General features: G+C 73.3%; 24 protein-coding genes. 12 read left to right on the top strand and 12 right to left on the bottom strand.

Going from position 1 to position 22,110, the window contains the following annotated elements:
* Window positions 1-78 precede the first annotated feature (78 nt).
* From ACZ7OH_RS30060 to ACZ7OH_RS30045, 4 genes are all read right to left on the bottom strand, one after another.
* On the bottom strand, window positions 79-246 hold the full coding sequence (locus tag ACZ7OH_RS30060) for a hypothetical protein (protein ID WP_470283884.1): 168 nt from the start codon (window positions 244-246) through the stop codon (window positions 79-81).
* Between the two features lie 57 nt (window positions 247-303).
* Window positions 304-597 carry a hypothetical protein gene (locus ACZ7OH_RS30055; RefSeq protein ID WP_470283883.1) on the bottom strand — a complete coding sequence of 98 codons (294 nt, stop codon included), beginning with the start codon at window positions 595-597 and terminating at the stop codon, window positions 304-306.
* A 65-nt stretch (window positions 598-662) separates the two neighbouring features.
* Complete coding sequence (locus ACZ7OH_RS30050) at window positions 663-1,859, bottom strand: hypothetical protein (protein ID WP_470283882.1); 1,197 nt, start codon at window positions 1,857-1,859, stop codon at window positions 663-665.
* A 256-nt stretch (window positions 1,860-2,115) separates the two neighbouring features.
* Window positions 2,116-3,066 carry a hypothetical protein gene (locus ACZ7OH_RS30045; protein ID WP_470283881.1) on the bottom strand — a complete coding sequence of 317 codons (951 nt, stop codon included), beginning with the start codon at window positions 3,064-3,066 and terminating at the stop codon, window positions 2,116-2,118.
* A gap of 173 nt (window positions 3,067-3,239) precedes the next feature.
* Between ACZ7OH_RS30045 and ACZ7OH_RS30040 the strand changes: the two genes are divergently transcribed.
* Genes ACZ7OH_RS30040 through ACZ7OH_RS30020 form a run of 5 tightly spaced genes read left to right on the top strand, consistent with a single transcriptional unit; the run spans window position 3,240 to window position 6,855 of the window.
* Window positions 3,240-3,488 carry a PLD nuclease N-terminal domain-containing protein gene (locus ACZ7OH_RS30040; RefSeq protein WP_470283880.1) on the top strand — a complete coding sequence of 83 codons (249 nt, stop codon included), beginning with the start codon at window positions 3,240-3,242 and terminating at the stop codon, window positions 3,486-3,488.
* Window positions 3,485-4,384, top strand: coding sequence for an ABC transporter ATP-binding protein (locus tag ACZ7OH_RS30035; protein WP_470283879.1), 900 nt, complete (start codon window positions 3,485-3,487; stop codon window positions 4,382-4,384). Before ACZ7OH_RS30040 ends, ACZ7OH_RS30035 begins: the two co-directional genes overlap by 4 nt.
* A complete protein-coding gene (locus ACZ7OH_RS30030; protein ID WP_470283878.1) occupies window positions 4,381-5,055 on the top strand; it encodes a hypothetical protein in 675 nt (224 codons plus the stop codon). Before ACZ7OH_RS30035 ends, ACZ7OH_RS30030 begins: the two co-directional genes overlap by 4 nt.
* Window positions 5,056-5,080: 25 nt before the next feature.
* Complete coding sequence (locus ACZ7OH_RS30025; RefSeq protein WP_470283877.1) at window positions 5,081-6,214, top strand: sensor histidine kinase; 1,134 nt, start codon at window positions 5,081-5,083, stop codon at window positions 6,212-6,214.
* Window positions 6,211-6,855 carry a response regulator gene (locus ACZ7OH_RS30020; protein WP_470283876.1) on the top strand — a complete coding sequence of 215 codons (645 nt, stop codon included), beginning with the start codon at window positions 6,211-6,213 and terminating at the stop codon, window positions 6,853-6,855. Before ACZ7OH_RS30025 ends, ACZ7OH_RS30020 begins: the two co-directional genes overlap by 4 nt.
* Here the strand turns inward: ACZ7OH_RS30020 and ACZ7OH_RS30015 are convergent.
* The 5 genes from ACZ7OH_RS30015 to ACZ7OH_RS29995 form a co-directional block, all read right to left on the bottom strand.
* Window positions 6,852-7,409 (bottom strand): PadR family transcriptional regulator, encoded by a 558-nt coding sequence (locus tag ACZ7OH_RS30015; RefSeq protein ID WP_470283875.1) that lies wholly within the window; start codon window positions 7,407-7,409, stop codon window positions 6,852-6,854. The genes ACZ7OH_RS30020 and ACZ7OH_RS30015 overlap by 4 nt on opposite strands.
* A 6-nt stretch (window positions 7,410-7,415) precedes the next feature.
* The gene (locus ACZ7OH_RS30010; RefSeq protein ID WP_400899516.1) at window positions 7,416-7,805 is read right to left on the bottom strand and encodes a nuclear transport factor 2 family protein; all 390 of its coding nucleotides are present in this window, start codon (window positions 7,803-7,805) and stop codon (window positions 7,416-7,418) included.
* Window positions 7,806-7,913: 108 nt separating this feature from the next.
* Window positions 7,914-8,348 carry an Ohr family peroxiredoxin gene (locus ACZ7OH_RS30005; protein WP_400899518.1) on the bottom strand — a complete coding sequence of 145 codons (435 nt, stop codon included), beginning with the start codon at window positions 8,346-8,348 and terminating at the stop codon, window positions 7,914-7,916.
* Window positions 8,345-9,088 (bottom strand): SDR family oxidoreductase, encoded by a 744-nt coding sequence (locus ACZ7OH_RS30000; protein WP_470283874.1) that lies wholly within the window; start codon window positions 9,086-9,088, stop codon window positions 8,345-8,347. The genes ACZ7OH_RS30005 and ACZ7OH_RS30000 overlap by 4 nt, the downstream gene beginning before the upstream one ends.
* Window positions 9,089-9,144: 56 nt before the next feature.
* Window positions 9,145-9,741, bottom strand: a complete 597-nt coding sequence (locus ACZ7OH_RS29995) for a nuclear transport factor 2 family protein (protein WP_470283873.1) — start codon at window positions 9,739-9,741, stop codon at window positions 9,145-9,147.
* 71 nt (window positions 9,742-9,812) lie between these two features.
* On the opposite strand from ACZ7OH_RS29995, the gene ACZ7OH_RS29990 reads away from it, so the two are divergent.
* The gene (locus tag ACZ7OH_RS29990) at window positions 9,813-10,220 is read left to right on the top strand and encodes a cupin domain-containing protein (RefSeq protein ID WP_470283872.1); all 408 of its coding nucleotides are present in this window, start codon (window positions 9,813-9,815) and stop codon (window positions 10,218-10,220) included.
* A gap of 73 nt (window positions 10,221-10,293) precedes the next feature.
* Window positions 10,294-11,169 carry an RNA polymerase sigma-70 factor gene (locus ACZ7OH_RS29985; RefSeq protein WP_470283871.1) on the top strand — a complete coding sequence of 292 codons (876 nt, stop codon included), beginning with the start codon at window positions 10,294-10,296 and terminating at the stop codon, window positions 11,167-11,169.
* 4 nt (window positions 11,170-11,173) lie between these two features.
* Here ACZ7OH_RS29985 and fadD8 read toward each other — a convergent pair whose 3' ends face one another.
* Window positions 11,174-12,769, bottom strand: a complete 1,596-nt coding sequence (gene fadD8, locus ACZ7OH_RS29980; protein ID WP_470283870.1) for a fatty-acid--CoA ligase FadD8 — start codon at window positions 12,767-12,769, stop codon at window positions 11,174-11,176.
* A gap of 400 nt (window positions 12,770-13,169) precedes the next feature.
* Here fadD8 and ACZ7OH_RS29975 point away from each other — a divergent pair, with 400 nt between their 5' ends.
* Complete coding sequence (locus ACZ7OH_RS29975; RefSeq protein WP_470283869.1) at window positions 13,170-14,456, top strand: RNA polymerase sigma factor; 1,287 nt, start codon at window positions 13,170-13,172, stop codon at window positions 14,454-14,456.
* Between the two features lie 31 nt (window positions 14,457-14,487).
* Here ACZ7OH_RS29975 and ACZ7OH_RS29970 read toward each other — a convergent pair whose 3' ends face one another.
* Window positions 14,488-16,776 (bottom strand): PQQ-dependent sugar dehydrogenase, encoded by a 2,289-nt coding sequence (locus ACZ7OH_RS29970; protein WP_470283868.1) that lies wholly within the window; start codon window positions 16,774-16,776, stop codon window positions 14,488-14,490.
* Between the two features lie 95 nt (window positions 16,777-16,871).
* On the bottom strand, window positions 16,872-17,495 hold the full coding sequence (locus tag ACZ7OH_RS29965; RefSeq protein ID WP_470283867.1) for a TetR/AcrR family transcriptional regulator: 624 nt from the start codon (window positions 17,493-17,495) through the stop codon (window positions 16,872-16,874).
* Window positions 17,496-17,575: 80 nt separating this feature from the next.
* Here ACZ7OH_RS29965 and ACZ7OH_RS29960 point away from each other — a divergent pair, with 80 nt between their 5' ends.
* From ACZ7OH_RS29960 to ACZ7OH_RS29945, 4 genes are all read left to right on the top strand, one after another.
* The gene (locus tag ACZ7OH_RS29960; RefSeq protein WP_470283866.1) at window positions 17,576-18,415 is read left to right on the top strand and encodes an NAD(P)H-binding protein; all 840 of its coding nucleotides are present in this window, start codon (window positions 17,576-17,578) and stop codon (window positions 18,413-18,415) included.
* Between the two features lie 43 nt (window positions 18,416-18,458).
* Window positions 18,459-18,980, top strand: coding sequence for a PadR family transcriptional regulator (locus ACZ7OH_RS29955; protein ID WP_400899537.1), 522 nt, complete (start codon window positions 18,459-18,461; stop codon window positions 18,978-18,980).
* On the top strand, window positions 18,977-19,657 hold the full coding sequence (locus ACZ7OH_RS29950; protein WP_470283865.1) for an ABC transporter ATP-binding protein: 681 nt from the start codon (window positions 18,977-18,979) through the stop codon (window positions 19,655-19,657). The genes ACZ7OH_RS29955 and ACZ7OH_RS29950 overlap by 4 nt, the downstream gene beginning before the upstream one ends.
* Window positions 19,658-19,808: 151 nt before the next feature.
* Window positions 19,809-22,043 carry an FtsX-like permease family protein gene (locus ACZ7OH_RS29945; RefSeq protein ID WP_470283864.1) on the top strand — a complete coding sequence of 745 codons (2,235 nt, stop codon included), beginning with the start codon at window positions 19,809-19,811 and terminating at the stop codon, window positions 22,041-22,043.
* Window positions 22,044-22,110 lie beyond the last annotated feature (67 nt).

Genomic DNA, 22,110 nt, shown 5'->3' with positions numbered 1-22,110 from the left:
GAGGGCCTCCGCCCGGAGTTGGTACAGCTGTTCACTTCGTGAACACAGGCTACCGGACCGGACGGAGGCCGACCCGGGCTAGCCGGTCAGGCCCACGTGGAGGAACGCCAGGACGGCGCCGGGGCCGACGAGCAGGCAGATGCCGAGCCCGCCCAGCAGGGGCCGGTCCTCCCGGAACATCTTCACCAGCAACCCGACGGCCACCGCCACCGTGGCGGTCAGCAGGGTCAACACGAGAACGGACATGGGTTTTCCTTCGCGCAGCAGGGAACACGACGCCGGGCGCGGCGCCTTGGAACGGGTTCAGTTGGCGAAGGCAGGCGGAGCGCGGGTGGACCGCGAAGTGGGGAGTGCGACGGCCCGCAGCGCCGCACCGGGGAGTTCGGCGCGCCACCACTTCGGGGCGGGCGCGACGGTGGCCGAGGACGGGGTGAGCGCCCACGGGACCGGGGTGGTGGCCGGGCCGCGGGGGACGGCGGGCCGGACCGTGACGAGGTCGTGCGCCGGTGCGGTGGCCACCGCCGGGCCCTCGGGTGCCGGCGACCACGCGGGAACCGCCGGCGTCCCGCCGAAGAACAGCAGGACGGCAAGCAGCAACCCGAGGCGGCGGTACCGCCTCGGGTTGCTCAGCTGTCCGAATCGTCCGATGTGGTCAGGCTACCTCAGCCACCGCCGTAGGTGGCCTGGGTGACCGCGAAGACGTTGCGGTTGCCCGCGCCCTCCTGCAGCGACCACAGCAGGTCGGCGGCGGTGTCGTCCTCCCAGTAGGACAGGCTTTCGCCGCTGCCCACCCACGCGAACGTCGACGGCCCGGCGGCCGGCGTCCAGTAGTGGAGCTGCTTCGAGCCGGACGAGTTGAACCACCAGCGTCCGTTGTGCGAGGCCACGCCGTTGAGCTTGTACCAGGGCAGCTGCAGCGCCTGGCTCGCCGTCGTCGTGGCGGCGAACGTGCCGGACGAGGCGAACGGGTAGCGGATCGCCCGCGGCGCGCGGTTCGGGTAGTCCGTGCAGCCGGACGGGCAGGTGTACTCCGTCATCACGATCGACTTGCTCACCCGGTCGAGGGAGATCGACGACCACGCGAGGTTCGTGCCGGACGTCGTCTTGGACGTGATCGTGCCCACCTGCGGCAGGACGTACCCGTAGTTGTGGGCGTAGTACGTGCTGCCGGACTGGTGCCCGATCTGGTCGGCCGTGCCGCCGGGGTCGGTCTTGAGGATCTTCCGCATGTCGAAGACCCGCATGCCCTTCCCGGTGTCGGCGACGTAGAGGTAGTCGCCGTACCAGGAGACGCCGCCGGCGTGGATCGGGATGTCCTTGAAGTCCGGGGCCGCCGCCGTGCCGGTCGGCTCGACCAGCAGCACCTTGCGGTACTTGTTCGGGTAGGTGGCGTCCCAGTCGGCGAGGGTGATCCGGCTGCGCGTCTGGCCGCCGTCGCAGCCGTCCTTGGTGTACCAGCTGACCAGGACGAGCTGGTGCCCGTCGTAGTTGCCGCTGTTGGCCGTGCCGACGGCGTCGCGGCTGGTCGTGATGCCCTGCGGGTAGTTGGTGCAGTCGGCGTTGTCGCCGCTGTCGAACCGGAACCCGGTCGACAGCCCGGCGACGGAGAACGAAGACGGCAGCGCCGCCCGGTCGTGGTTCGCGTTGTCCATGACCGTGTGGACGGCCGCCGTGCCCAGCGTCGAGACGAGCGCCGAGTTGACGGTGTCGAACTGGTCGTAGCTCGCGGCCAGGGTGTACTGCGAGGCGGGCAGGGTGGTCGGCCCGGCCGCGGCGAGGGCCGCCGATGGTGCGGCGACCAGACTCGCGAGGACGCCCGCCCCGACGGCGGCGTTGACTAATCGGTGGCGCAATGACATGAGACCCCCAGTAGTCCGATCAATGCCCGGGACAAGGTAGAACCGGGCGGGGTGAATGGGCAACGGCTTCTCGGTGAAAAAGGGAAGGTCTTTTCGCGACGTCTCACATTGAGACCTGCGCGGTCCGGGTGACGTGCTGTGATCGCAGTCATGGAGTCCGAACCGGAACCCGGCGAGCACCGGGTGTGCTTCGAGCGAGCGCTGGTGCCCGCCGGGTGGCAGATCGATTTCGAGGACGTCGGCGCGGTGCGCGGGGCTACCAGCTCGACGGCACGTAGGCCCAGCCGAGGTAGTCGGAGCGCTGAGCGTACGTGCTCGTCTGGTACACCGACGGGCCGGTGCTGATCGCGACGCCGCCGCCGAGCGCGAGCATGATGTGCCCGTTGCTGGTCGTGCTGGTGAAGAACACGGCCGCGCCGGCCGGGGCGACCGAACCGGTGTGGATGCGGCCGTTGGCCTTCTGCCACTGGTAGTGCGTGGTGGCCGAAGCGAACCGGGCGCTGGTGCCGAAGGAGCGTTCGACGAACAGCTCGCACTGGTTGTTCCAGTCGGTGTGGCCCAGGCGCGCCTTGGCGAACGCGATCGCGCTGTCGGCGCGCGGGTCCGCCGGGAACGCCGTGCCGGCCGCCTTGAGGCCGTCGGTGTCGCAGTGCGGGACGCCGTCGACGAACCCGTCGGTCCCGGTCTTGACCACGGCGTCGGGCACCCACAAGTTGTCGCTGGTGAGGTCCCAGATCTCGTCCGACGCCGTGGCCTGGCAGACCACCGGCACCGACGCGCCGGCGGGGTACTTGTCCGCCACGCTGCCTGCCGCGTCCGCCGCGTCACCCTTGTGCGCGCGGCCGTTGAGGTCGGCCTTGGCCGGGAACGCGTGCGGCGTGGTGCACCGCGGCGCGACCATCGACGTCGAGCCGGTCTTGACGTAGGCGTCGGGCACCCAGAGGCCGTCCGTGGTCAGGTCCCAGATGCTGCTGCCGCCGTACACCGGGCCGGTGTCCTGGCACGCCAGCGTCACCGAAGTGCCCGACGGGTACATGTCGGCGATCCGCTGCCGGCCGACGGCCACGTCGGGGTCCTTGACGGTCCGACCGTCCACTGTGGTCGTGACGGGGTAGGCCGACGCGGCCTGGGCCGCGGGTGCGGCCGGCCCGGTCAGCGCGACGCCCAGGCCGATCGTGGCCACGGCCGCCTTGAGTGTGGTGTTCACGTTTCCTCCATCGGGATGTCCGGCGAATCGTCGGCCGACGCCGTACAAGAGCCGTACAAGCCCGCCGGGCGGCCTAGTACTTTCCGCCTAGCCCGGACTCCCCGAAGATCGGATGTGCGGACGCGCGCGATCGGCGATCTTGGCTGTGGGACACCGACGTGAGGAGAACGCCCATGCAGCCGGCCGCCCTGATCCGAGGCCACGAGGAAACCTGGTCGTGGCTCTTGCTCGGCCTGACCGGGGCCGTCTTGCTGGCCTTCGTGGTGCTGTTCGTGGCCGCGCTGGTCAGCATCCTCGGCTCGCGGCTCACCGGCGGCATGAAGCTCGTCTGGGTGATCTTCGCCTTCTGCGCGCCGTTCCTGGGCAGCCTGCTGTGGTTCGCGGTCGGCCGTCGCGACGCCTACCTCCCGGTCCGCCGGTGATCGTCGCGGACGGGCTCGCGAAGACCTACCGCGGCGCCGGTGTCGAGGACCTGTCCTTCACCGTCCGGCCCGGCGTGGTGACCGGTTTCCTGGGGCCCGACGGCGCCGGCAAGTCGACGACCATCCGGCTGATGCTCGGCCTGACCCGCGGCCGCGGCCGCACCACCTTCGGCGGCCGGGTGTACGCGGACGTCCCGGGTCCACTGCGGACGGTCGGCGTGCTCACCGACGCCGCCGCGGTGCACCCCGCCCGGCCGGCCGCCGCGCATCTGCGGATGGTCGCCGCGGGCGGCGGCGTGGGCGCGCGGCGCGTGCGGGAGGTTCTCGCTACCGTCGGCCTCGAGTCGGTCGCGAGCAGGCCCGCCGGCCGGTTCAGCCTCGGCATGAAGCAGCGGCTCGGCCTGGCCACGGCGCTGCTCGGCGACCCGGAGTACCTGGTCCTCGACGAGCCAGCCACCGGGCTCGACCCCGAAGGCGTGCGGTGGATCCGCGACCTCCTGCGGCGGCTGGCGGGGGAGGGGCGCACGATCCTCGCGTCGTCGCACCTGCTGGCGGAGCTGTCGCTGCTGGCCGACGACCTGATCGTCATCGGCGCCGGCCGGCTCGTTTCGGCGGGGCCCTTGGAGGAGTTCGTCCGGCGGCACGCGCACGCGGACGTCGTGGTGCGCGCCGAGCAGCCCAGCGTGCTGATGGTCGCGCTGGCCCGCGCCGGGCTGCGCGTGCGGCAGGACGCCGGCGAACTGGTCGTCGAGACCGCCGACACCGAGCGGGTGGCGGCGGTCGCCGGCCGCGCGGGCGTCGCGGTGCGGGAGCTGTTCGTGCGGCGCAGCGGGCTGGAGGACGCCTTCCTCGCCGCGACCGCGGCCGCCGGCCGGCACCGGGGGGAGCTGCCGTGAAGCACGCGCTGGCCTACGAGTGGGTGCGGGCCCGCTCGCTGCGGTCGACGTGGCTGCTGCTGGCGGGAGCGGGGGTGCTGCAGTTCGCGTCCGGCCTGTTCTGGGGTCTCAAACGCGACTTCGGCGCGTTCACCTCGGCGTTCGGACCGGCCACCCGGCTGGGGGCGTTGCTGGTCGCGGCGATCGGGATCGCCGCGTTCGGCCTCGACCGCCGGCACGGCACCCTCGCGACCACCCGGCTGGTGCTGCGCTCGCCGGCCCGGATCGTCGCGGCGCGGGCCCTGGTCACCGCCGGGCTCGCGCTGCTGGGCGGGGTGCTGATGGTGGTGTTGACCGCCGCCGGGGTGCTGACCGGCGGGGGCGCCTTGCCCGCCGGCGCGGGGGCGGCGGGCAAGGCCGCGGCCGGGGTGCTCGCGCTGACCGTCCTTTCCGGACTCGCCGGGGTCGCGCTCGGCGGGCTGCTGCGCCACACCGGGCTCGCTGTCGGGTTGTTCGCGGGGTGGACCTTCGTCGCCGAGACGGCGCTGGCCACGCTTACCCGCGTGCCGGTGACCGCGCTGCCCTTCGGTGGCACGGCCCGGTCCGCACTGCCGGGGACCGCGGTGTTCGCCGCCCTGGTGGTCCTTGCCCTGGGCGCGGCGACGTTCACCCTGGCTCGCCGTGACGGCTGATCCGGCGCGCCCTAACCTGGGCACGGTGAAGCGCTGGCTGAGCTGGTGGGACGGCCGCGTCGTCCTGCTGGCGCTCGACGTCGCGGTGGCGGCGGCCACGATCGCGTTCAGCCTGCTCGGCGGCGACCCGCGCGACCAGCACCCGGCGCTCTACGTGCCCGCGGTGGTCGTCTCCGGGCTCGCGCTGCTCGCGCGGCGCCGGTGGCCGCTCCTCGTGCTTGCGGTCGCCGCGCTGTGCTTGCCGGCCGGCGTGACGCTGCTGCCGGTGACCATCGCGACGTACTCGGTCGCGGCCCGGCACGGCGTCAGCTGGCAGACCGGGGCCGCGGTCGTCGTCGCCGGCGCGACCGGCAACGCGTTCGGCCTGCTGCGGCAGCCGGGGGGCCTCATGATGGTCGCGCTCGTGCTGGGGTTCTTCGTGCTCGGCCCGGTGCTGGGCGGGCTGTGGATGCACCAGCGCGCGACGTTGCTGGCCGTGCTGCGGGACCGCGCCGAGGAGGCCGAGCGGGCCCGGACGCTGCTGGCCGACCAAGCCGTCTTCGCCGAACGGCGGCGGATCGCGCGCGAGATGCACGACGTCGTCGCCCACCGCGTGACCGCCGTCGCGCTGCAGGCGGGCGCGCTGTCGCTGCGGGCGCCGGACGAGAAGACCGAGCAGGCCGCCGAGACGATCCGGGCCACCAGCGCGACGGCGCTCGACGAGCTGCGCGGCATCCTGCGCGTGCTGCGCGACGACGCCCCGGCCTCGGACGCGGGTCCGGGCGTGCTGGCGTCGCTGGAAGACCTCGTGGCGGAGGTCGCGGCGACCGGGGCGCGGGTCGAGCTGACGCTGCCGGATCCGCTGCCCGCGGTGCCCGACCAGGTCGGCCGGGCCGTCTACCGGGTGGTGCAGGAGTCGCTGACCAACGCGGGGAAGCACGCGCCGCACGCGGCCGTCGACGTCCGGCTCGCCGTCACCGGGGAGCGGCTGGCGGTCGAGGTGACCAACCGGCTGACCCCGCACGGCAGCGCCGTCCCGGGGTCCGGCTACGGGCTGGTGGGCATGCGCGAACGCGTCGAGCTGGCCGGGGGCGACCTGCGCACCGGCCCGACGGGGGACGGCCGATTTCAAGTATCAGCGCGCTTTTCAGTAGGCCCGCCGGTCGGGGAGGGCGAGTGACGGTCAAGGTCGTGCTGCTGGAGGACGAGGAGCTGGTCCGCAGCGGCATCCGGATGATCCTCGAGTCGGCCGAAGACGTCGAGGTGGTCGCCGAGGACACGAACGGCGCGCGGGCGGTCGAGCTGACCGACCGGTTCCGGCCGGACGTCGTGCTGACCGACGTCCAGATGCCGAAGGTGGACGGCATCGAGGTGGTCAAGCTGCTCGCGGCGCACCCCGCGGCGCCGGCGGTGGTGGTGCTGACGACGTTCGACGTCGACGAGTACGTCTACGCGGCCCTGCGCCACGGCGCGGCGGGCTTCCTGCTGAAGGACACCCCGCCCCGCGAGCTGGTCAACGCGGTCCGCGTCGCGGCCCGCGGCGAGGCGATGCTGTCGCCGAAGATCACCAAGCGGTTGCTGACGGACTTCGCTTCCGGGGGCGGGAGTTCGCGGGCCCGCGCGCGGCTGGCCGAGCTGACGCCCCGGGAGCACGACGTCGCCGTCCACATCGGACGCGGGCTGAGCAACGCGGAGATCGCGAAGGCCCTGGTGGTGAGCGAGTCGACCGTGAAGGTCCACATCGGACACATCATGGCCAAGCTCGAGGCGGCCAACCGCACCCAGGTCGCGCTGCTGGTCCACGACGCCGGCCTGAGCTAGCGCGGCACCCGTCGTTCGAGGATCTTCAGCGACTGCTCGCACCAGCGGAGGTTCTCCCGCTCGAACGCCAGCCCGCGCATCAGCGTCAGGTACGGGCCCACCCGCTCGGCCTCCGCGAGGTACTCGTCCTCGAACCGGCCGTCGAGCAGACCCGCCCGCAGCCGCTCGTAACGGGCGATCTTCGCCTCCGCCCGGGTCATCCGCTCCGCCAGCGCCCGGCGGACCGCCGCCTCGTCACCGGAGTCGAGCGCCTGGACCTGGATCAGCAGCTCGTCGCGGATCACGCCCGGGCGCGGCGGGTGCGCCGTGAAGTCGTGGAGGGCCCGCGTGCCCGCGTCCGTCAGGGAGAACAGCCTCTTGTCCGGTCGCTTCTCCTGGCGGACCAACCGGGCGCGGACCAAGCCCTCCGCTTCCATCCGGTCCAGTTCGCGGTAGAGCTGCTGAGGTGTCGCCGGCCAGAAGTTCGCCACCGACGCGTCGAACCCCTTCGCCAGGTCGTAGCCCGAGGCGTCGCCCTCGAGCAGTGCCGCCATCAGCGCGTGACGGAGAGCCATGGTGAACTAGTTGAGTGCTTCGCGCTGGATCTGGTCGAACTGGGCCGCCATCGCCTCCGACAGCGCCTGCGCGGCCGACAGCGGCCGGACCATGACCGTGAACTCGTCGATCAGCCCGTCGTCGTCGAAGTGCAGGAAGTCGCAGCCTTCGACGCGCGCGTCACCGATCCGGGCCTCGAAGACGAGCGCGTGGTCCCGGCCTTCGCCGCCGCTCAGCTCGCGCACGTAACGGAAGTCTTCGAACACCCGCAGCACGCCGCGCAGGATCGCGGCCGTGATCGCCTTGCCCGGGTAGGGCTTGAACGCCACCGGGCTGCGGAACACGACGTTCTCCGCCAGCGTCGCGGCCATGGCCTCGGGATCCCGGGCCTCGACGGCCTTCCGGAAGCTGGTCATGCCTCACCTCACCTAGTCAATTTGTTGAGTAGGAGTGTACCGCGTGCACAAGCGCACCTGCGCAGTGCGCAGGTCGCCGACCAGCGCGCGCGACGGGCACGTCGGCAGTTAGCCCAGTTTCGCGTACGGGCACAGGGTTTTCGCCCGCTCGACCAACCGTTGCACGTCGTCGGTCCCCGGCCACGTCACCGCGACTTCGGTGCGCAGCAGGGAACCGGCGCCGGCCGGGTCGCGGCCGACGGCCACCGTCACCGCGACGGTCAGCGCGGCCGGGTCGGCGCCGGTTTCCCGCGCGAGCACGCTCAGCGTCGCGTGGAAGGAGGCGGCGTACCCGGCGGCGAACAGCTGCTCCGGGTTCGTGCCGGCGCCGTCCCCGCCGAGCTCGGCGGGGAGCCGCAGGTCGAGCCGGAGCGTGCCGTCGGCGGACCGCGCGCGGCCGGACGCCCGGCCGTGCGCGAGCGAACCGCCGTCCACCGTCACGGTGGTCGTGTAGAACGCCGTGCCCGCACGGGTGGCGCCGGGCCACCCGTGCGGCGCCGTCACGACCGGGCCAGCCAGTCGGCGAGCTTGGTCTCGGCCAGCTTCGCGTCGGGGCCCGGCAGGAGGTCCCGCGGTCCCGGCACCGCGCCGAAGTACGGCGCCGCCGGGTCTGTGACGACCTCGCGCGGGTCTTCGCGCGCGGTCAGCACGGTGCGCACCCACTCGTCGAGGCCGAAGACCTCCGGGCCGGCGATCTCGGTGATCCCGCCGACCGGCTGCCCGGCCGCGGTCCGGGCGACGGCCGCGGACACCTCGGCCGCCGCCATCGGCTGCACGCCCGCGCCCGGCAGCCGCACGACGCCGTCCGTCGTCGACGTGTCCGCGATCCCGCCGGCGAACTCGAAGAACTGCGTCGCCCGCACGATCGAGAACGGCAGGCCCGACTCGGTGATCAGCTTCTCCTGCGCGACCTTGGCGCGGAAGTACCCGACGTCCGGCTGCCGGTCGGTGCCCACCACCGACAACGCGACGTAGTGCGTGACGCCCGCTTCCTTCGCCGCCGCGACGAGGTTTCCGGTGGAGGTGCGGAAGAAGTTCATGACGTCGTCGTCGGCGAACGACGGCGAGTTCGACACGTCGATCAGGACGTCCGCGCCCAGCAGCACCTCCTTCAGCCCTTCGCCGGTCAGGGTGTTCACCCCGGTGCTGGGGGCGGCGGCGACCGCCTCGTGGCCGTGCCCGGCCAGCCGCGCGACCACCTTCGTGCCGATCAGGCCGGTTCCGCCGATGACGACGACCTTCATGTCCGTTCCTTCCTCTCGGGCGCCGTCCCGGAGGTCCCGCAACGGCTGCGCACCCACTAGGACAAGACAGCGCGTTCGTTCGTGACAACGGGCCAGCCTCGCAGCTTCGCGGGGTTGAGGACGAGCCAGAGGTCGGTGACCACCCGGTCGCGGGCCCGCCAGAGGACGACCGCCGCAACGCGGTCGTCCACCCGCACGACGAGGCCGGTGCTCCCGTTGACCGAGTGCTCGGCCACGCGCGTGCCGGGCCGCGGCGCGAGCAGGGCCAGGACGGCCCGCGTCACCTCGGCGCGGCCCCGCACCGGCCGGTCCGTCGTGCGCAGCTTCCCGCCGCCGTCGAACCAGGCGGTGACGTCGTCGGCCAGCAACGCACCCAGTGCCTCGACCGACTCCGCGGAGCAGGCGGCGCGGAACCGCCGGCCGAGCTCGTCGGGTGTGGTGCGGGGGACCGCGAGCCGGTGCAGGCACGCGCGGCCGACCGCCCGGGCCAGCCAGTCCGCCGGCGATGCGACGGTCGCCCGGTCGGCGGGACCGAGCGCGTACCAGGCCCGGTAGGCCTCGTCGGCGACCTCGCCGGACCCGGTCAGCCAGGTGGCGACGTCCTCGAGGTGACGGCGTTCGGCCAGCAGCTCGGCCAGCGCGGGATCGACCATGCCCGTTCGACAAGACGGCGGCCCGGAACGTGACGTGTCACAACGGCCGGGGCTGTCTTGTCTTCACTGGCATGACCACCCACATCCCGGGGCCGCCCCCGCAGCTGGACGTCGTCGCGACCGTGCCGGGCGCGCCGCAGATCCACGAAAACGCCGAAGCCATGACGATCCTCGTCACGCTGCCGCCGGGCAGCCCGGGTGCGCCGCCGCACCGGCATTCCGGGCCGGCCTACGGTTATGTGCTCAAGGGCGAGATCGTCTTCGAGCTGGAGGGCGAGCCCGAGCGGGTCGTCAAGGCGGGCGAGGCGTTCTGGGAGCCGGGCGGCGACGTCATCCACTACCAGGACGGCAACCACCTGACCGACGCCGAATCGGCGTTCGTGGTCACGATGTTCTGCGTGCCCGGCCGGCCGATGCTGGAGCCGGTGAGCGCGGAAGAGGTGGAGCAGCGCCGGAACCGGCGGGCCCCGCGGCCGTGATTCGCCGGATCGGATGATCAACGCCGGTCTTGCGCCGCCGGTACGCTGCCGCTGTCAGAAGGGATCCGCACGCATGGAGGACACCGGCCTCGAGGACGCGACCGCCGTCTTCGCGGAGGTGCGGCCGCGGCTCTTCGGCATCGCGTACCGCATGCTGGGCAGCGCCGCCGACGCGGAGGACCTGCTCCAGGAGGTGTGGCTGCGCTGGCAGGCCAGTGACCGGGCCGCCGTCCGGACCCCGGCGGCCTACCTCGCCACGACGACCACCCGGCTGGCGATCAACGCGACAAAGACGGCGTACGCGCGCCACGAGACCTACATCGGTCCGTGGCTGCCCGAGCCCGTGGACACCTCGGCCGATCCCCAGCTGGGGGCCGAGCGGGGTGCGGCGCTGGAGCTCGCGGTGCTGCTCCTGCTGGAGAAGCTGACGCCGACTGAGCGCGCGGCTTACGTGCTGCGCGAGGCGTTCGACTACCCGTACGTCCAGATCGCCGAGATCGTGCAGACGACCGAGGTCGCGGCGAGGCAGCTCGTCAGCCGCGCGCGCAAGCACCTGGCCGCGGAACGGCGCACGCCGGCCGCCCCGCCCGAGCAGCGCCGGCTCCTGACCGCGTTCGTCACCGCGGCCCAGGAAGGCGACTTGTCGACACTGGAGGAGCTGTTCGCGGCCGACGTGATCAGCTACTCCGACGGCGGCGGCGTGGCCCGTGCGTCGCGCATCCCGGTGCGCGGCGCGACGACGGTGGCGAAGTACGTCCGCGCGTTCAAGGACCGCTTCTGGGTGGGCGTGACCGTGACCCCGGCGCTCGTCAACGGCGCGCACGCGATGCTGCTTTCCCGTGACGGCGAGGTGTTCACGGTGCTGACGGTGACCGCCTCGGCCGCGGGCATCGACCAGGTGCTGTGGATGATGAACCCGGGCAAGCTCAAGGCGGTCGCCGCCGTATAACGCCCTACACGCTGGCGCGTCGGGGCTCGTACTTCGCCCGCAGCGCCTTCTTGTCCGGCTTGCCCAGCCCGGTCATCGGCAGCGACTCGGCGATGATCACCTGCTTCGGCACGTGCACCGGGCCTTTGCGCTCCCGCACCGACGCCTGGAGCTCGCCGGTCAGCTTCTCGATCGCGGCGTCGTCGGTGGCCGCGTCCGAGCGCAGCACCACCACCGCCGTCACCGCTTCGCCCCACTTCTCGTCCGGGGTGCCGATCACGCCCACCTGCGCGATCGCCGGGTGCTCGGCCACCACGTCCTCGACCTCGCGGGGGAACACGTTGAACCCGCCCGTGACGATCATGTCCTTGACGCGGTCGACGATGAACCAGAAGCCGTCCTCGTCCTCGCGGGCGACGTCGCCGGTGTGCAGCCAGCCGTCGCGGAACGTCTCCGCCGTCACCTCCGGCAGGTTCCAGTACCCGGCGGCCAGCAGCGGTCCCGCCACGCAGATCTCGCCGGGTTCGCCGGGCGCGACCGGGTTGCCCTCGGCGTCGAGGAGTGCCGTGCGCAGGAACGCCGACGGGCGCCCGCACGAGGCCAGCCGCGCGTCGTCGTGGTCGCCCTTGGCGAGGTAGCTGATCGCCATCGGCGCCTCGGACTGGCCGTAGTACTGCGCGAAGATCGGCCCGAACCGGTCGATCGCCTCGCGCAGCCGCACCGGGTTGATCGACGCGGCGCCGTAGTACACCGTTTGCAGCGACGACAGGTCGCGCGTGCGCGAGTCGGGGTGGTCCATCAGCGCGTAGAGCATCGTCGGCACCAGCATGGTGGCCGTGATCCGCTCCTCCTCGATGATCCGCAGGACGTCGGCCGGGTCGAACTTCGGCACGACGACCAGCGAGCCGCCCTTCAGCAGCGTCGGCGCGAAGAACGCCGCGCCGGCGTGGGAAAGCGGTGTGCAGATGAGGAACTTCGGGGCCTCCGGCCACTCCCACTCGGCGAGCTGGATCTGGGTCATCGTCGCCATCGCCTGCGCGGTGCCCATGACGCCCTTGGGCTTGCCGGTCGTCCCGCCGGTGTAGGTGATGGAGACGACCTGGTCCGGCGGCAGGGCGGCGGGCACCAGCGGGCCGGGCGCGAACTTCGCGGCGGTCGCGGTGAGGTCGTGCCCGATGTGGGCCAGCGGCTCGGGCACCGGCCCGATGGTGAGCACCTGCGTGAGGCCGGGGACCTTCTCGAGCAGGCCGAGCGCCCGCTCGACGAACATCGGCACCGGGTCGATGATCAGTGTGGTGATGCCGGCGTCGCCGAGGATGTAGGCGTGGTCGTCGAGCGAGCCGAGCGGGTGCAGCGCCGTCCGCCGCGAACCCTGCAGCTGGCCGGCCGCGATGATCAGCAGGACCTCGGGGCGGTTCAGCGAGAGCAGCGCCACCGCCGCGCCCGTGCCGGCCCCGAGCTCCTCGAAGGCCTGGGCGTACTGGCTGACCTGCTCGGCGGTCCCGGCCCCGGTCATCGTGGTCTCGCCCAGCACCATGACCGGCGCGTCCCGGTGGCGTTTCAGGGCGGAGACGACCAAGTGGCCGAGGTGGTTCGGATACCGCATCGCCGGTTCGCCCATCGGAGTCCCTTCCCCGCCGTCAAGACTAGAACACGTTATAGTTCTATGCCCTGGACCGTCCTGGCGCAAGGGCTTGCGGCCGACGGCGCTGACAACGGTGTCGTCGTGCCGAGGTCCGCAGCGCCGTCACGCCGATGTAGGTGCGCGGGACGGCGAGCGTCCACATCGGACAGTGAGGCGGTGGCCACCGCCTTCGTCTCTAACGCCTCCGGCAACGACGCTTCGCCGGATCGGGAGGAAACCCGGCGGGAATGCTCAGTCACCTGACAAGACGGGGGTCCGGGCCGCTCACCGCGGAAGAAAGAGGGCTTTCCGCGCCGAGACCTTGCGCCCGGCCGCTCGTTGGACGACTATCGCGGGGACGTTCTGCACGTGCAAGCGCACGAGCAAGGGGGAGTGGGTGACCGAGGTGGCACCGGCGGTGGCCGGGACGGCGGACGTCCCGAGCGACGCGGTCTTGATCCGGGCGGTGCGCGACGGGGATCTCGCCGCGTACGGCCAGCTCTACGACCGGCACCTGGTCGCCGCCCGCAGGGTGGCGGCCGCGATCGCGTCGGGTGAAGCGGAGCGGGACGACCTCATCGCCGAAGGGTTCACCCGCGTACTGCGGATCCTGCGCGCCGGCGAGGGCCCGGACGAAGAATTCCGGCCCTACTTGCTGACGACGATCCGGAACACGATGATCAGCTGGCGCCGGCGCGACTCCGCGCTGTCGCTGGTCGCCGAGGTCCCGGACGTCCTGCCCAGCGAGGGCAGCGACGAGCCGGTCGGCAGCCGGATGCACGCCACCGTCGCCGCGGACGCGTTCGCGAGCCTGCCCGAGCGGTGGCGGTCCGTGCTGTGGCGCACCGAGATCGAAGGCGAGTCGCCGGCCCGCATCGCCCAGGACCTCGGCATGACGCCGAACAGCGTCGCCGCGCTGGCCTACCGCGCCCGGGAAGGGCTGCGGCAGGCCTACCTGGACCAGCACGTCCCCGAAGCCCGGCGGCGCAACTGCCGGATCATCTCCGGCCAGCTCGCCCGCTGGGTGCGCGACGGCGTCGGGGACCACAAGAGCCACCGGATCACCACGCACCTGGACCGCTGCGCGGACTGCCGGAAGCTGGCCGTCGGGCTCAAGGAGCTCAACGCGGAGCTGCCGGCCACCGTGGCCCCGCTCATCCTCGGCATCCCGGTCGTGACGCACTGGCTGACCACCGGCGGAACCGTCGCCTCGTCCGGCGCCGCCGGCACGGGTGCGTCCGCCCTGTCGTGGGCCACCGCGGCGAAGGTGGCCGCCGCGAGCGCGGCGCTGGTGACGACGGTGACCATCGGGGCGGGCACGTCGGACCTGGCGCCACCCCCGGCGACCGGCGCCGACGGCAGCACGACGGTGCAGTCCACCGGCGCCCGGCCCGCGCCCGGCGCCCGGCCCGCGCCGGGCGTCCCCGGCGGTGGCGACCGCGGGACCCCCGCCGGAGTGCAGCTCACGTCGGCGCCCCCCACGGCCGAGTCGTCCGCGGGAGAGACCGCGGCCGACGGATCGGCCGAGGCGACCGGAGCCGGCGGCACGGCCACGAACGACAAGCAAGCCGCCAAAGAGTCGAAGCAAGCCTCGAAGTCCGCCGCGAAAGAGTCGAAGCAAGCCTCGAAGTCGGCCGCGAAAGAGTCGAAGAAGGCGGAGAAGACGAAGCAGCCCCAGGGATGACCCGGCCCCACGCGGAGGCCGGGTCGTCCGCTCAGCAGGGCTGCAGCAGCCAGCAGAGCCGGTACTTCGCCCGGTAGGTGGCGGAAGTCGCCGGGGCGACGATGTTCTGCGTCCGCGCCCCGCCGTGCGCCCAGCTCGAGAAGGCGTACTTGAGGTTGAGCGGCGGCAGGTTCTGCGGGCTGTCCGCGCTGATCGAGTTCGTCGAGCCGGCGATCACCGTCCGGGAGAACGGCGTGCGCTGCTGCGTCCCGCCGACGGTCAGCAGTGCCTGGTCGGGGCTCGACGTGAAGCTCAGCGTCACCGTCTTCGGCTGCAGGTCGATCGTCTTGGACCCGGTGCGGCCCGTCGAATCCGTCGCCGTCAAGGTGAGCTGCAGGTACGACGGGTACTCGTGGTCCGGCGCGACGAACGTGCCCGCCGCGACGCCCGGGAAGTCCTGGACGTTGTGCGTGTGGCAGGTGCCGTTGGCCGCGCAGTGCCGGATCGCGAGCCGCCACGACAGCGCCGAAGGCGGCAGGTCGCCGTCCTGGGCGTCGATCGCCCGGCCGGAGAACGCGACGGTCTGGCCTGCCGACCAGGTCAGCGCCGCGTCGGGCGCGTCGATGACCGGGACCGGGTCGAGCCCGGCCGGCGTCCCGACGGTCACCCGGACCGTCGTGGTCGCCGTCGCGCCGTGGGAGTCGGTCACCCGCAGCCCGGCGTCGACCGCGGCCGATGCGGTGTAGGTCCAGGTGGGCCGGGCGGCGGACGAGTCGTCGTACGCGCCGTCGCCGTCGAGGTCCCAGGCGTAGGACAGCACGTCGCCGGCGTCCGGATCGGTGGACCCGGTGCCGTCGAACTGCACGGTCAGCGGCGCCGGGCCGCTCGACGGCGTCGCCGTGGCGGCGGCGACCGGCGGCCGGTTGGTGCCGCCCGGGTAGCTCACGCGGCGCAGCTCGCCACTGCCCAGGGCGACGTAGAAGACGTCACCGCCGGGGCCCGTCAGCACCTGCACGGGTGTGCTGGCGCCGGTCACGAACGGCACCAGGCGGCTCGGGCTGGGCTGCCCGTTCGCCGTCTGCATCGCCCAGATGCAGCCGCGCGACGAGTCGGCGAAGAACAACGCGCCGGCGTACGCGGCGGGATAGTTGCTGCCCGACTCGAAGGCGATCCCGCTGATCGACGAGCCGCCGGTCGGGCACGGGTCACCCGCGACGACCTTGGCGTTGTGGTTGTAGGCGTAGTATGGCGCGGTCTGCCCGCCGGTGGTGTACAGCGATTCGCAGCGGTCGAGGTTGGCGCCGTCGTAGCCGGCTTGGCGGGCGGTCCCTTCGAAGCACGGCCAGCCGAAGTTCTCGGCCACCGCGTCCCCGGCGTTCGCGACGCGGTTGATCTCCTCCCACGTGTTCCAGCCGACGTCACCGGCCCACAGCTCGCTGGTCCCGGGCCGGAACCCGAACCGGAACTGGTTGCGCGCGCCGTAGGCGATCACCCGCCGGGCGTTGGCGTCGGTGCTGTTCGCGAAGGGGTTGCCGGGCAGGCCGTCGCCCGTGTCGGGGTCGATGCGCAGCAGCGTGCCGTTGAGCAGCACGGGCTGCCCGGCCGCGCGGCGCGGGGACTGCGACCGCAGCGCGCCGCCTTCGGCGTTCGGCGGGGCGAGGTTGGTCCCGGCGGGGGAGGGCGGGTCGGCGCACGGGTTGCCGGTCTGGCCGTAGTCGGCGTAGTTGAAGCTGGCGCCGTCGCCGCCGCCCGCGTACAGGGCGCCGTCCGGGCCGAAGGCCAGCGCGCCCACCGAGTGGCTGGGGAACTGCTGGCACCACCCGGTGACGAGGGGTTTCTCGCTGACGGCGGTGCCGTCCGGGCCCATGGTGAGCCGGGAGACCCGGCCGGTGACCACGCAGCCCTGGTCGGTCGCGCCGGGCGGGGTCGGGCAGGCGTCGCCCCACTGCGGCGCGGTGCCGCCGGGCAGGGCGTCGAGCGTGTAGGAGACGTAGACGTACGGCCGGGCGGGGAACGCGGGGTCGACGGCGAGGCCGAGCAGGCCGCGGTCCCAGAAGTCCTGGGTCGGCGTCCGCAGGTCGGCGAACACCGTCGCCGTGGGGTCGGCGAGGGAGTCGAAGACCTTGACCAGGCCGCTCTTCTCGGCGACGAACACCCGGCCGTCGGGCGCGAACGCCGCGGCGGTCGGCGAGGTCAGCCCGCCGATCGCGACGGTGTCGGTGAACCCGGTGGGCACGGCGGCCGCGGGTGCGGCGAGAGCCACCGCGAGGGCGGCGGCGACCGGCACGACGACCGCCGCGGCGAGGGCGCGGCGCGATCTTCGGGGGAACGGGAAAGGCATCACGAGGACTCCTGGTGCGCGGGGACCGGACCGTCCCCTATGGCGCCGGAAGTCCGATAGTTGTTACATCGAGACGGAAAATGCACACGAACCGCTCAGCCGCGGCCGAGCCACTCCGCGAGCAGGGCGCGCTCGGCGCCGGTGAGCATCGGCAAGTCGGGTGGGACGGCGGGCGGGGCCGGCGCGTCGGTCAGGATCCGGGCGGCCACGGCTTCGTACATGGCGTCGGCGAGGCCTTCGGTGGGCCGGCTCAGCAGGGCGAGCACCGCACCGGTGCCGGCGGCGTGGATCAGTTCGACGGCGAGGGTTTCGGGGACGCGAAGCCGGCCGGCTTCCGCGACGCGGTGCACCCGGGCGCGCAGGACCGCGAGGCCCGCCTCGGCCGCCGGGGACGTCCGGCCCGGCGTCACGAGCAGGCCGAACAGGGCCGGGTTGGCCAGGCCGAAGCCGAGGTGCGCGGTCCAGCCGGCGCGGAGGTCTTCGACCGGGTCGCTGTCTTCGTCGGCCGCTTTCGTGCTGACGTAGGCGGCGAAGACGTGCTCGGCGACGGCGTCGAGGAGCGCGTCCTTGTCCTCGAAGAACCGGTAGAGGGCGGGGGCCTGCAGGCCCGCGGCCTGGGCGACCGCGCGGATGGTGAGCGCGGCCGCGCCTTCGTCGTGCAGGAGCCGCGCGGCGGTCTCGAGGATGTGTGCCCGCGTCTCGCTCCGGTCCTTCGCCATGATTTCGATGGTAACGCATGCTTGCTATCAGTGGTGCTAACGTGGTTAGTATCAGTGGTAACCAATCGAAGGGGCCCACCATGATCGTGATCACCGGGGGAACCGGCAAGCTGGGTTCGCTGATCGTCGAGGAGCTGCTCCGGCGCGTGCCGGCGGAGCAGCTCGGCGTCAGCGTGCGAGAGCCCGGCCGGGCCGAGGGCCTTGCCGGACGCGGAGTGCGGGTCCGGCGCGGCGACTTCGCCGATCCGGAGTCGCTTGCGCACGCGTTCGAGGGCGCTTCCCAAGTTCTGATCGTCTCGACGGATGAAACGGGGGAGACGGCCGTGAGCCGCCACGCGGCGGCGATCGAAGCCGCGCGGGACGCGGGCGCCAAGCGCGTTCTCTACACGAGCCACCAGGCCGCGGCCGAGGACTCGCTGTTCGCGCCGATGCCCGACCACGCCGCGGCCGAGCGGCACCTGGCGGCCGGGGTGTTCACCGCGCTGCGCAACGGTTTCTACGCGAGCACCGTTCCACTGCTGGTCGGTCAGGCGCGGGAAACCGGGGAACTGGTCGCGCCCGCCGACGGACCCGTTTCGTGGACCGCGCACGCCGATCTCGCCGAAGCCGCGGCGGTCGTCTTGGCCGGCGAAGGCCGGTTCGACGGGGTGACGCCGCCGTTGACCGCGCCGGTCGCGCACGACCTGGCCGATGTCGCGGACATGCTCAGCGACCTTTGGGGACGCACGATCCGCCGGGTGGTCGCCGAGGACGACGAGTGGGTGGCCGGCCTGGTCGGGCACGGCGTCCCGGAGGACCGGGCCACGTTGCTGCTCGGCATGTTCCGCGCGGCCCGCCGGGGCGAGTTCGCGGCGACCGGTCCCGAGCTGGAAGACCTGATCGGACGGCCGGCCACGCCGCTGCGGACCCTGTTCGAGTGATCACTATGCACTCCGGCTATACACCTCGTGTAGAGTCGCCCGCATGTCGATCGGACACACCCTGCTCGGGTTGCTGGAGAACGGGCCGCGCCACGGCTACGACCTGAAGCGCGCCTACGACGACCGGTTCGGGCACGACCGGCGCGTCCACTACGGCCAGGTCTATTCGACGCTGGCCCGGCTGCTGAAGCAGGGCCTCGTCGAGGCCGACGGCGTCGAGGCGGGCGGCGGCCCGGAGCGGAAGCGGTACGCCATCACCGAGGCCGGGGTCGCCGACGTCGGCACGTGGCTGGCGACCCCGGAGAAACCCGAGGCGTACCTGCAGAACACGCTGTACACGAAGGTGGTGCTGGCGCTGCTGTCCGGCCGCCCGGCCGCCGACGTCCTCGACGTCCAGCGCACGGCCCACCTCGACGCGATGCGCGAGCTGACCCGCCGCAAGACCGGGGGCGACCTCGTCGACCAGCTGGTCTGCGACCACGCGCTGTTCCACCTGGAAGCCGACCTCCGCTGGCTGGAGCTGACCACGGCCCGGCTCGACCAGCTGGCGAAGGAGATCGCGTGAGCACCGTGCTGCTGGAGGCGGCCGACGTCCGCAAGGCGTACGGGCCCACGGACGCGCTGACGGCGGCGAGCCTGCGGGTGCGCGCGGGGGAGGTGGTGGCCTTGATGGGCCCGTCCGGGGCGGGCAAGTCGACGCTCCTGCACTGCCTGGCCGGGATCGTCCGGCCGGACGACGGCGCGGTCCGCTACCAGGGTCAGGACCTGGCGGCGCTGACAGACCGCGCGCGGTCGGCGTTGCGCCGCACCGACTTCGGGTTCGTGTTCCAGTTCGGCCAGCTCGTCCCCGAGCTGACGTGCCTGGAGAACGTGGCCCTGCCGCTGCGCTTGAACGGCGAGCGCGGCCGGGCCTCGGCCGGCCGCGCGCGGGAGATGCTGGGCGAGCTGGGCCTGGGCGACATCGCCGGCCGCCGCCCGGGCGAGGTGTCGGGCGGGCAAGGCCAGCGCGTGGCGGTGGCCCGGGCGTTGGTGACGGGCCCGCGGGTGGTGTTCGCCGACGAGCCGACGGGGGCGCTGGACTCCTTGAACGGCGAGCAGGTGATGCAGCTGCTGACGACGGCGGCCCGCAACCGCGAGGCGGCGGTGGTGCTGGTGACGCACGAACCCCGCGTGGCGGCGTATTCGGACCGCGAGGTCGTGGTCCGCGACGGCCGGACCCGGGAGCTGGAGGTGATCCGGTGATCGGGTCGTGCGGAGGGCGGTTCCGGGATCGGGGAAAGGGGGAGTCCGGGGTCGGGGCGGTTGCCGGCCGATCCCAGCTGCGAGGCGCGGCAGCGGTCGTGGCTTCGCTCGTGCCCTGCGCCGGCCACCTCCGTCCCTCCGAGGTGGTCCGGTGATCCGCCGCTGGACCGCCGACCTCCTCCTCGGCGTGCGTCTCGCCCTGGGTGGCGGGGGCGCGCGCACCGCCTTGGTGCGGCTCGCCCTCACCGCCGCCGGGGTCGGGTTCGGCGTGGTCGTCCTGCTCACCGCCACCTCCGTGCCCCACCTCATCGGCGCCCGGGACGACCGGGCCGGTGCGCGCGTGCTCGACTTCGCGGCCACCGCCCCCGGTGTCGATCCCGTCTACGCCCTCGCCCGGGCCGACGAATACCGCGGCCGCGGCCTCGGCGGCTACCTCGTGCAGCCCACCGGCCCGCACCCGCCCACGGCTCCCGGCGTCGATCGGCTGCCCGGCCCCGGGGAGGCCGTGCTGTCCCCGGCGCTCGTGGATCTGCTGCAGTCGCCGGAAGGCGAGCTCCTGCGCCCCCGGTTCCCCGGACGCGTCATCGGCACCATCGGCGACGCCGGGCTGACCGGACCGCACGAGCTCTTCTTCTACGTCGGCTCCGCCACTGTCGCGCAGCTGCGCGACGCCTCGCCGGTCAGCCGGTTCGGCGCCGAGACGCACCGGCGTCCCCTCGGCTCGCTCGAGCTGCTGCTCGTCGTGGTCGGCGCGACGACTTGCCTAGTCCCCGTGTTCGTCTTCGTCGTCACCAGCACCCGGCTCGCCGCCGCCGCGCGGGACCGGCGGCTCGCCGCGCTGCGGCTGATCGGCGCCGACCGCGGGCAGGTGCGCCGGATCGCGGCCGGCGAGGCCCTGCTCGGCTCGTTCGCGGGCCTGCTCGCCGGGCTCGGGCTGTTCCAGCTCGTCCGGGTGCTCGTCCCGCGGATCACCGTGACCGCCTTCCGCGGCGGCCTCTTCGGCACCGACCTCGTCCCCGACTGGCGGCTGGGCCTCCCCGCCCTGCTGGTGCTGCCGGTGCTCGCCTGCGCGGCGGCGGTGTTCGCGCTGCGGACGGTCGTCATCGAGCCGCTCGGCGTCGTGCGGCGCGGGACGCGGGTCCGGCGCCGGCTCGGCTGGCGCCTCCTGCCCGCGGCCGTCGGCGGGGCCCTGCTGTTCACCGGCACCGACGACGCCGAAAGCCCCGGCGTGATCGCCGGTATTGTGCTCGTCCTCGCGGCCGTGCCGCTCGTGCTGCCCTGGCTCGTCGAGCGGGTCGCGGGCCTGCTGCACGGCGGCTCGCCCGCCTGGCTGCTGGCCGTCCGCCGGCTCCAGCTGGACAGCGCGACCGCCGCGCGCCTGGTCAGCGGCATCGCCGTCGTACTCGCCGGATCCATTGCGCTGCAAGGCGTCTACGCCCGCACCGAGAGCGACCGGCCCGCGCCGCGGGAGGTCAAGCTGCTCGCGAGCTACTTCGCGACCAGCTACGCCGACGCCGAGGCGTTCGCCGCCACATTCCGCGCGCTGCCGGGCCAACGCGACGCGCAGCTGCGGTCCCGCGGCCTGATCGAGAACGCCGCGGGGGAGCGGGCCTCGATCGCCGTCGGGTCGTGCGCGGAGCTGCGGGCCCGCGCCGGGCTCGTGGACTGCCGCGACGGCGACGTCTACGCCACCGGGTCCGTGGGCTACCTGCCCGACGCCGGCGACCACGTGTGGTTCGACGAAGGCCGCCGCGCCGACCCGCACGCCGTTCCACAGTGGACGATCCCGGCGGTCCACCTCGTCGCCGGCGCCCGCGGCGAATCGGCGGCGCTGCTCGTCACCCCGGCCGCGCTGGCGACGGCGACCGGCGTCGGGCTGTCGGTGTCCGCGGACGTCCCCACCGCCGACCCGGACCTGGTGGAACGCGTCCGGAACACGGTGGGGTGGAACGGAACCGTGTACTCGCTCGGGAGCGAAACCGACGGCACGTACGCGCTCATCACCCGGGCGCTCTCGGTCGGCTCGGTGCTCGTGCTGCTGTTCGTCGCGGGCAGCCTGCTCGTCGCCGCGTGGGAGCAGCTGCGGGAACGGCGGCGCAGCCTCGCCGCGCTGATGGCCAACGGCGTCGGACGCGGGGTGCTCGCGCGGTCGCTGGTGTGGCAGCTCGCGATCCCGGTGGCGGTCGCGGTGGCCGTCGCCGTACCGGCCGGGCTCGCCCTCGACTGGCTCGTCCTGACCCTCGTCGTGCACCGGCCGATGGTGGTCGACGGGCCGGCCATCGCGGTCCTGACGGCGACGGCGATCGCCGCGGTACTGTTCGTCACCGCGCTGACACTGCCCGCGTTGTGGCGGACGACGAGCCTGGAGAATCTGCGGGAGGAATGAGCGGGAAAGACGGCGGGTCCGGTTGTTTCCGGATCCGTCGGCGGCTCGGAAAGCCTTTACGGACAAA

Source organism: Amycolatopsis sp. NPDC114478, assembly GCF_055633805.1.
The sequence above is the reverse complement of the archived record's forward strand: the minus strand, read 5'-3'. Positions and strand labels throughout refer to the sequence as shown.

What these genes read in the sequence shown, in the direction of transcription:
- ACZ7OH_RS29985 (WP_470283871.1), top strand. Translation starts at nt 10,294, where the DNA reads ATGGAGGACACCGGCCTCGAGGACGCGACCGCCGTCTTCGCGGAGGTG.
- ACZ7OH_RS30050 (WP_470283882.1), bottom strand. Translation starts at nt 1,859, where the DNA reads ATGTCATTGCGCCACCGATTAGTCAACGCCGCCGTCGGGGCGGGCGTC.
- ACZ7OH_RS29970 (WP_470283868.1), bottom strand. Translation starts at nt 16,776, where the DNA reads ATGCCTTTCCCGTTCCCCCGAAGATCGCGCCGCGCCCTCGCCGCGGCG.
- ACZ7OH_RS29965 (WP_470283867.1), bottom strand. Translation starts at nt 17,495, where the DNA reads ATGGCGAAGGACCGGAGCGAGACGCGGGCACACATCCTCGAGACCGCC.
- ACZ7OH_RS30015 (WP_470283875.1), bottom strand. Translation starts at nt 7,409, where the DNA reads ATGGCTCTCCGTCACGCGCTGATGGCGGCACTGCTCGAGGGCGACGCC.
- ACZ7OH_RS30060 (WP_470283884.1), bottom strand. Translation starts at nt 246, where the DNA reads ATGTCCGTTCTCGTGTTGACCCTGCTGACCGCCACGGTGGCGGTGGCC.
- ACZ7OH_RS30010 (WP_400899516.1), bottom strand. Translation starts at nt 7,805, where the DNA reads ATGACCAGCTTCCGGAAGGCCGTCGAGGCCCGGGATCCCGAGGCCATG.
- ACZ7OH_RS29995 (WP_470283873.1), bottom strand. Translation starts at nt 9,741, where the DNA reads ATGGTCGATCCCGCGCTGGCCGAGCTGCTGGCCGAACGCCGTCACCTC.
- ACZ7OH_RS30000 (WP_470283874.1), bottom strand. Translation starts at nt 9,088, where the DNA reads ATGAAGGTCGTCGTCATCGGCGGAACCGGCCTGATCGGCACGAAGGTG.
- ACZ7OH_RS29960 (WP_470283866.1), top strand. Translation starts at nt 17,576, where the DNA reads ATGATCGTGATCACCGGGGGAACCGGCAAGCTGGGTTCGCTGATCGTC.
- fadD8 (WP_470283870.1), bottom strand. Translation starts at nt 12,769, where the DNA reads ATGGGCGAACCGGCGATGCGGTATCCGAACCACCTCGGCCACTTGGTC.
- ACZ7OH_RS29990 (WP_470283872.1), top strand. Translation starts at nt 9,813, where the DNA reads ATGACCACCCACATCCCGGGGCCGCCCCCGCAGCTGGACGTCGTCGCG.
- ACZ7OH_RS29955 (WP_400899537.1), top strand. Translation starts at nt 18,459, where the DNA reads ATGTCGATCGGACACACCCTGCTCGGGTTGCTGGAGAACGGGCCGCGC.
- ACZ7OH_RS30040 (WP_470283880.1), top strand. Translation starts at nt 3,240, where the DNA reads ATGCAGCCGGCCGCCCTGATCCGAGGCCACGAGGAAACCTGGTCGTGG.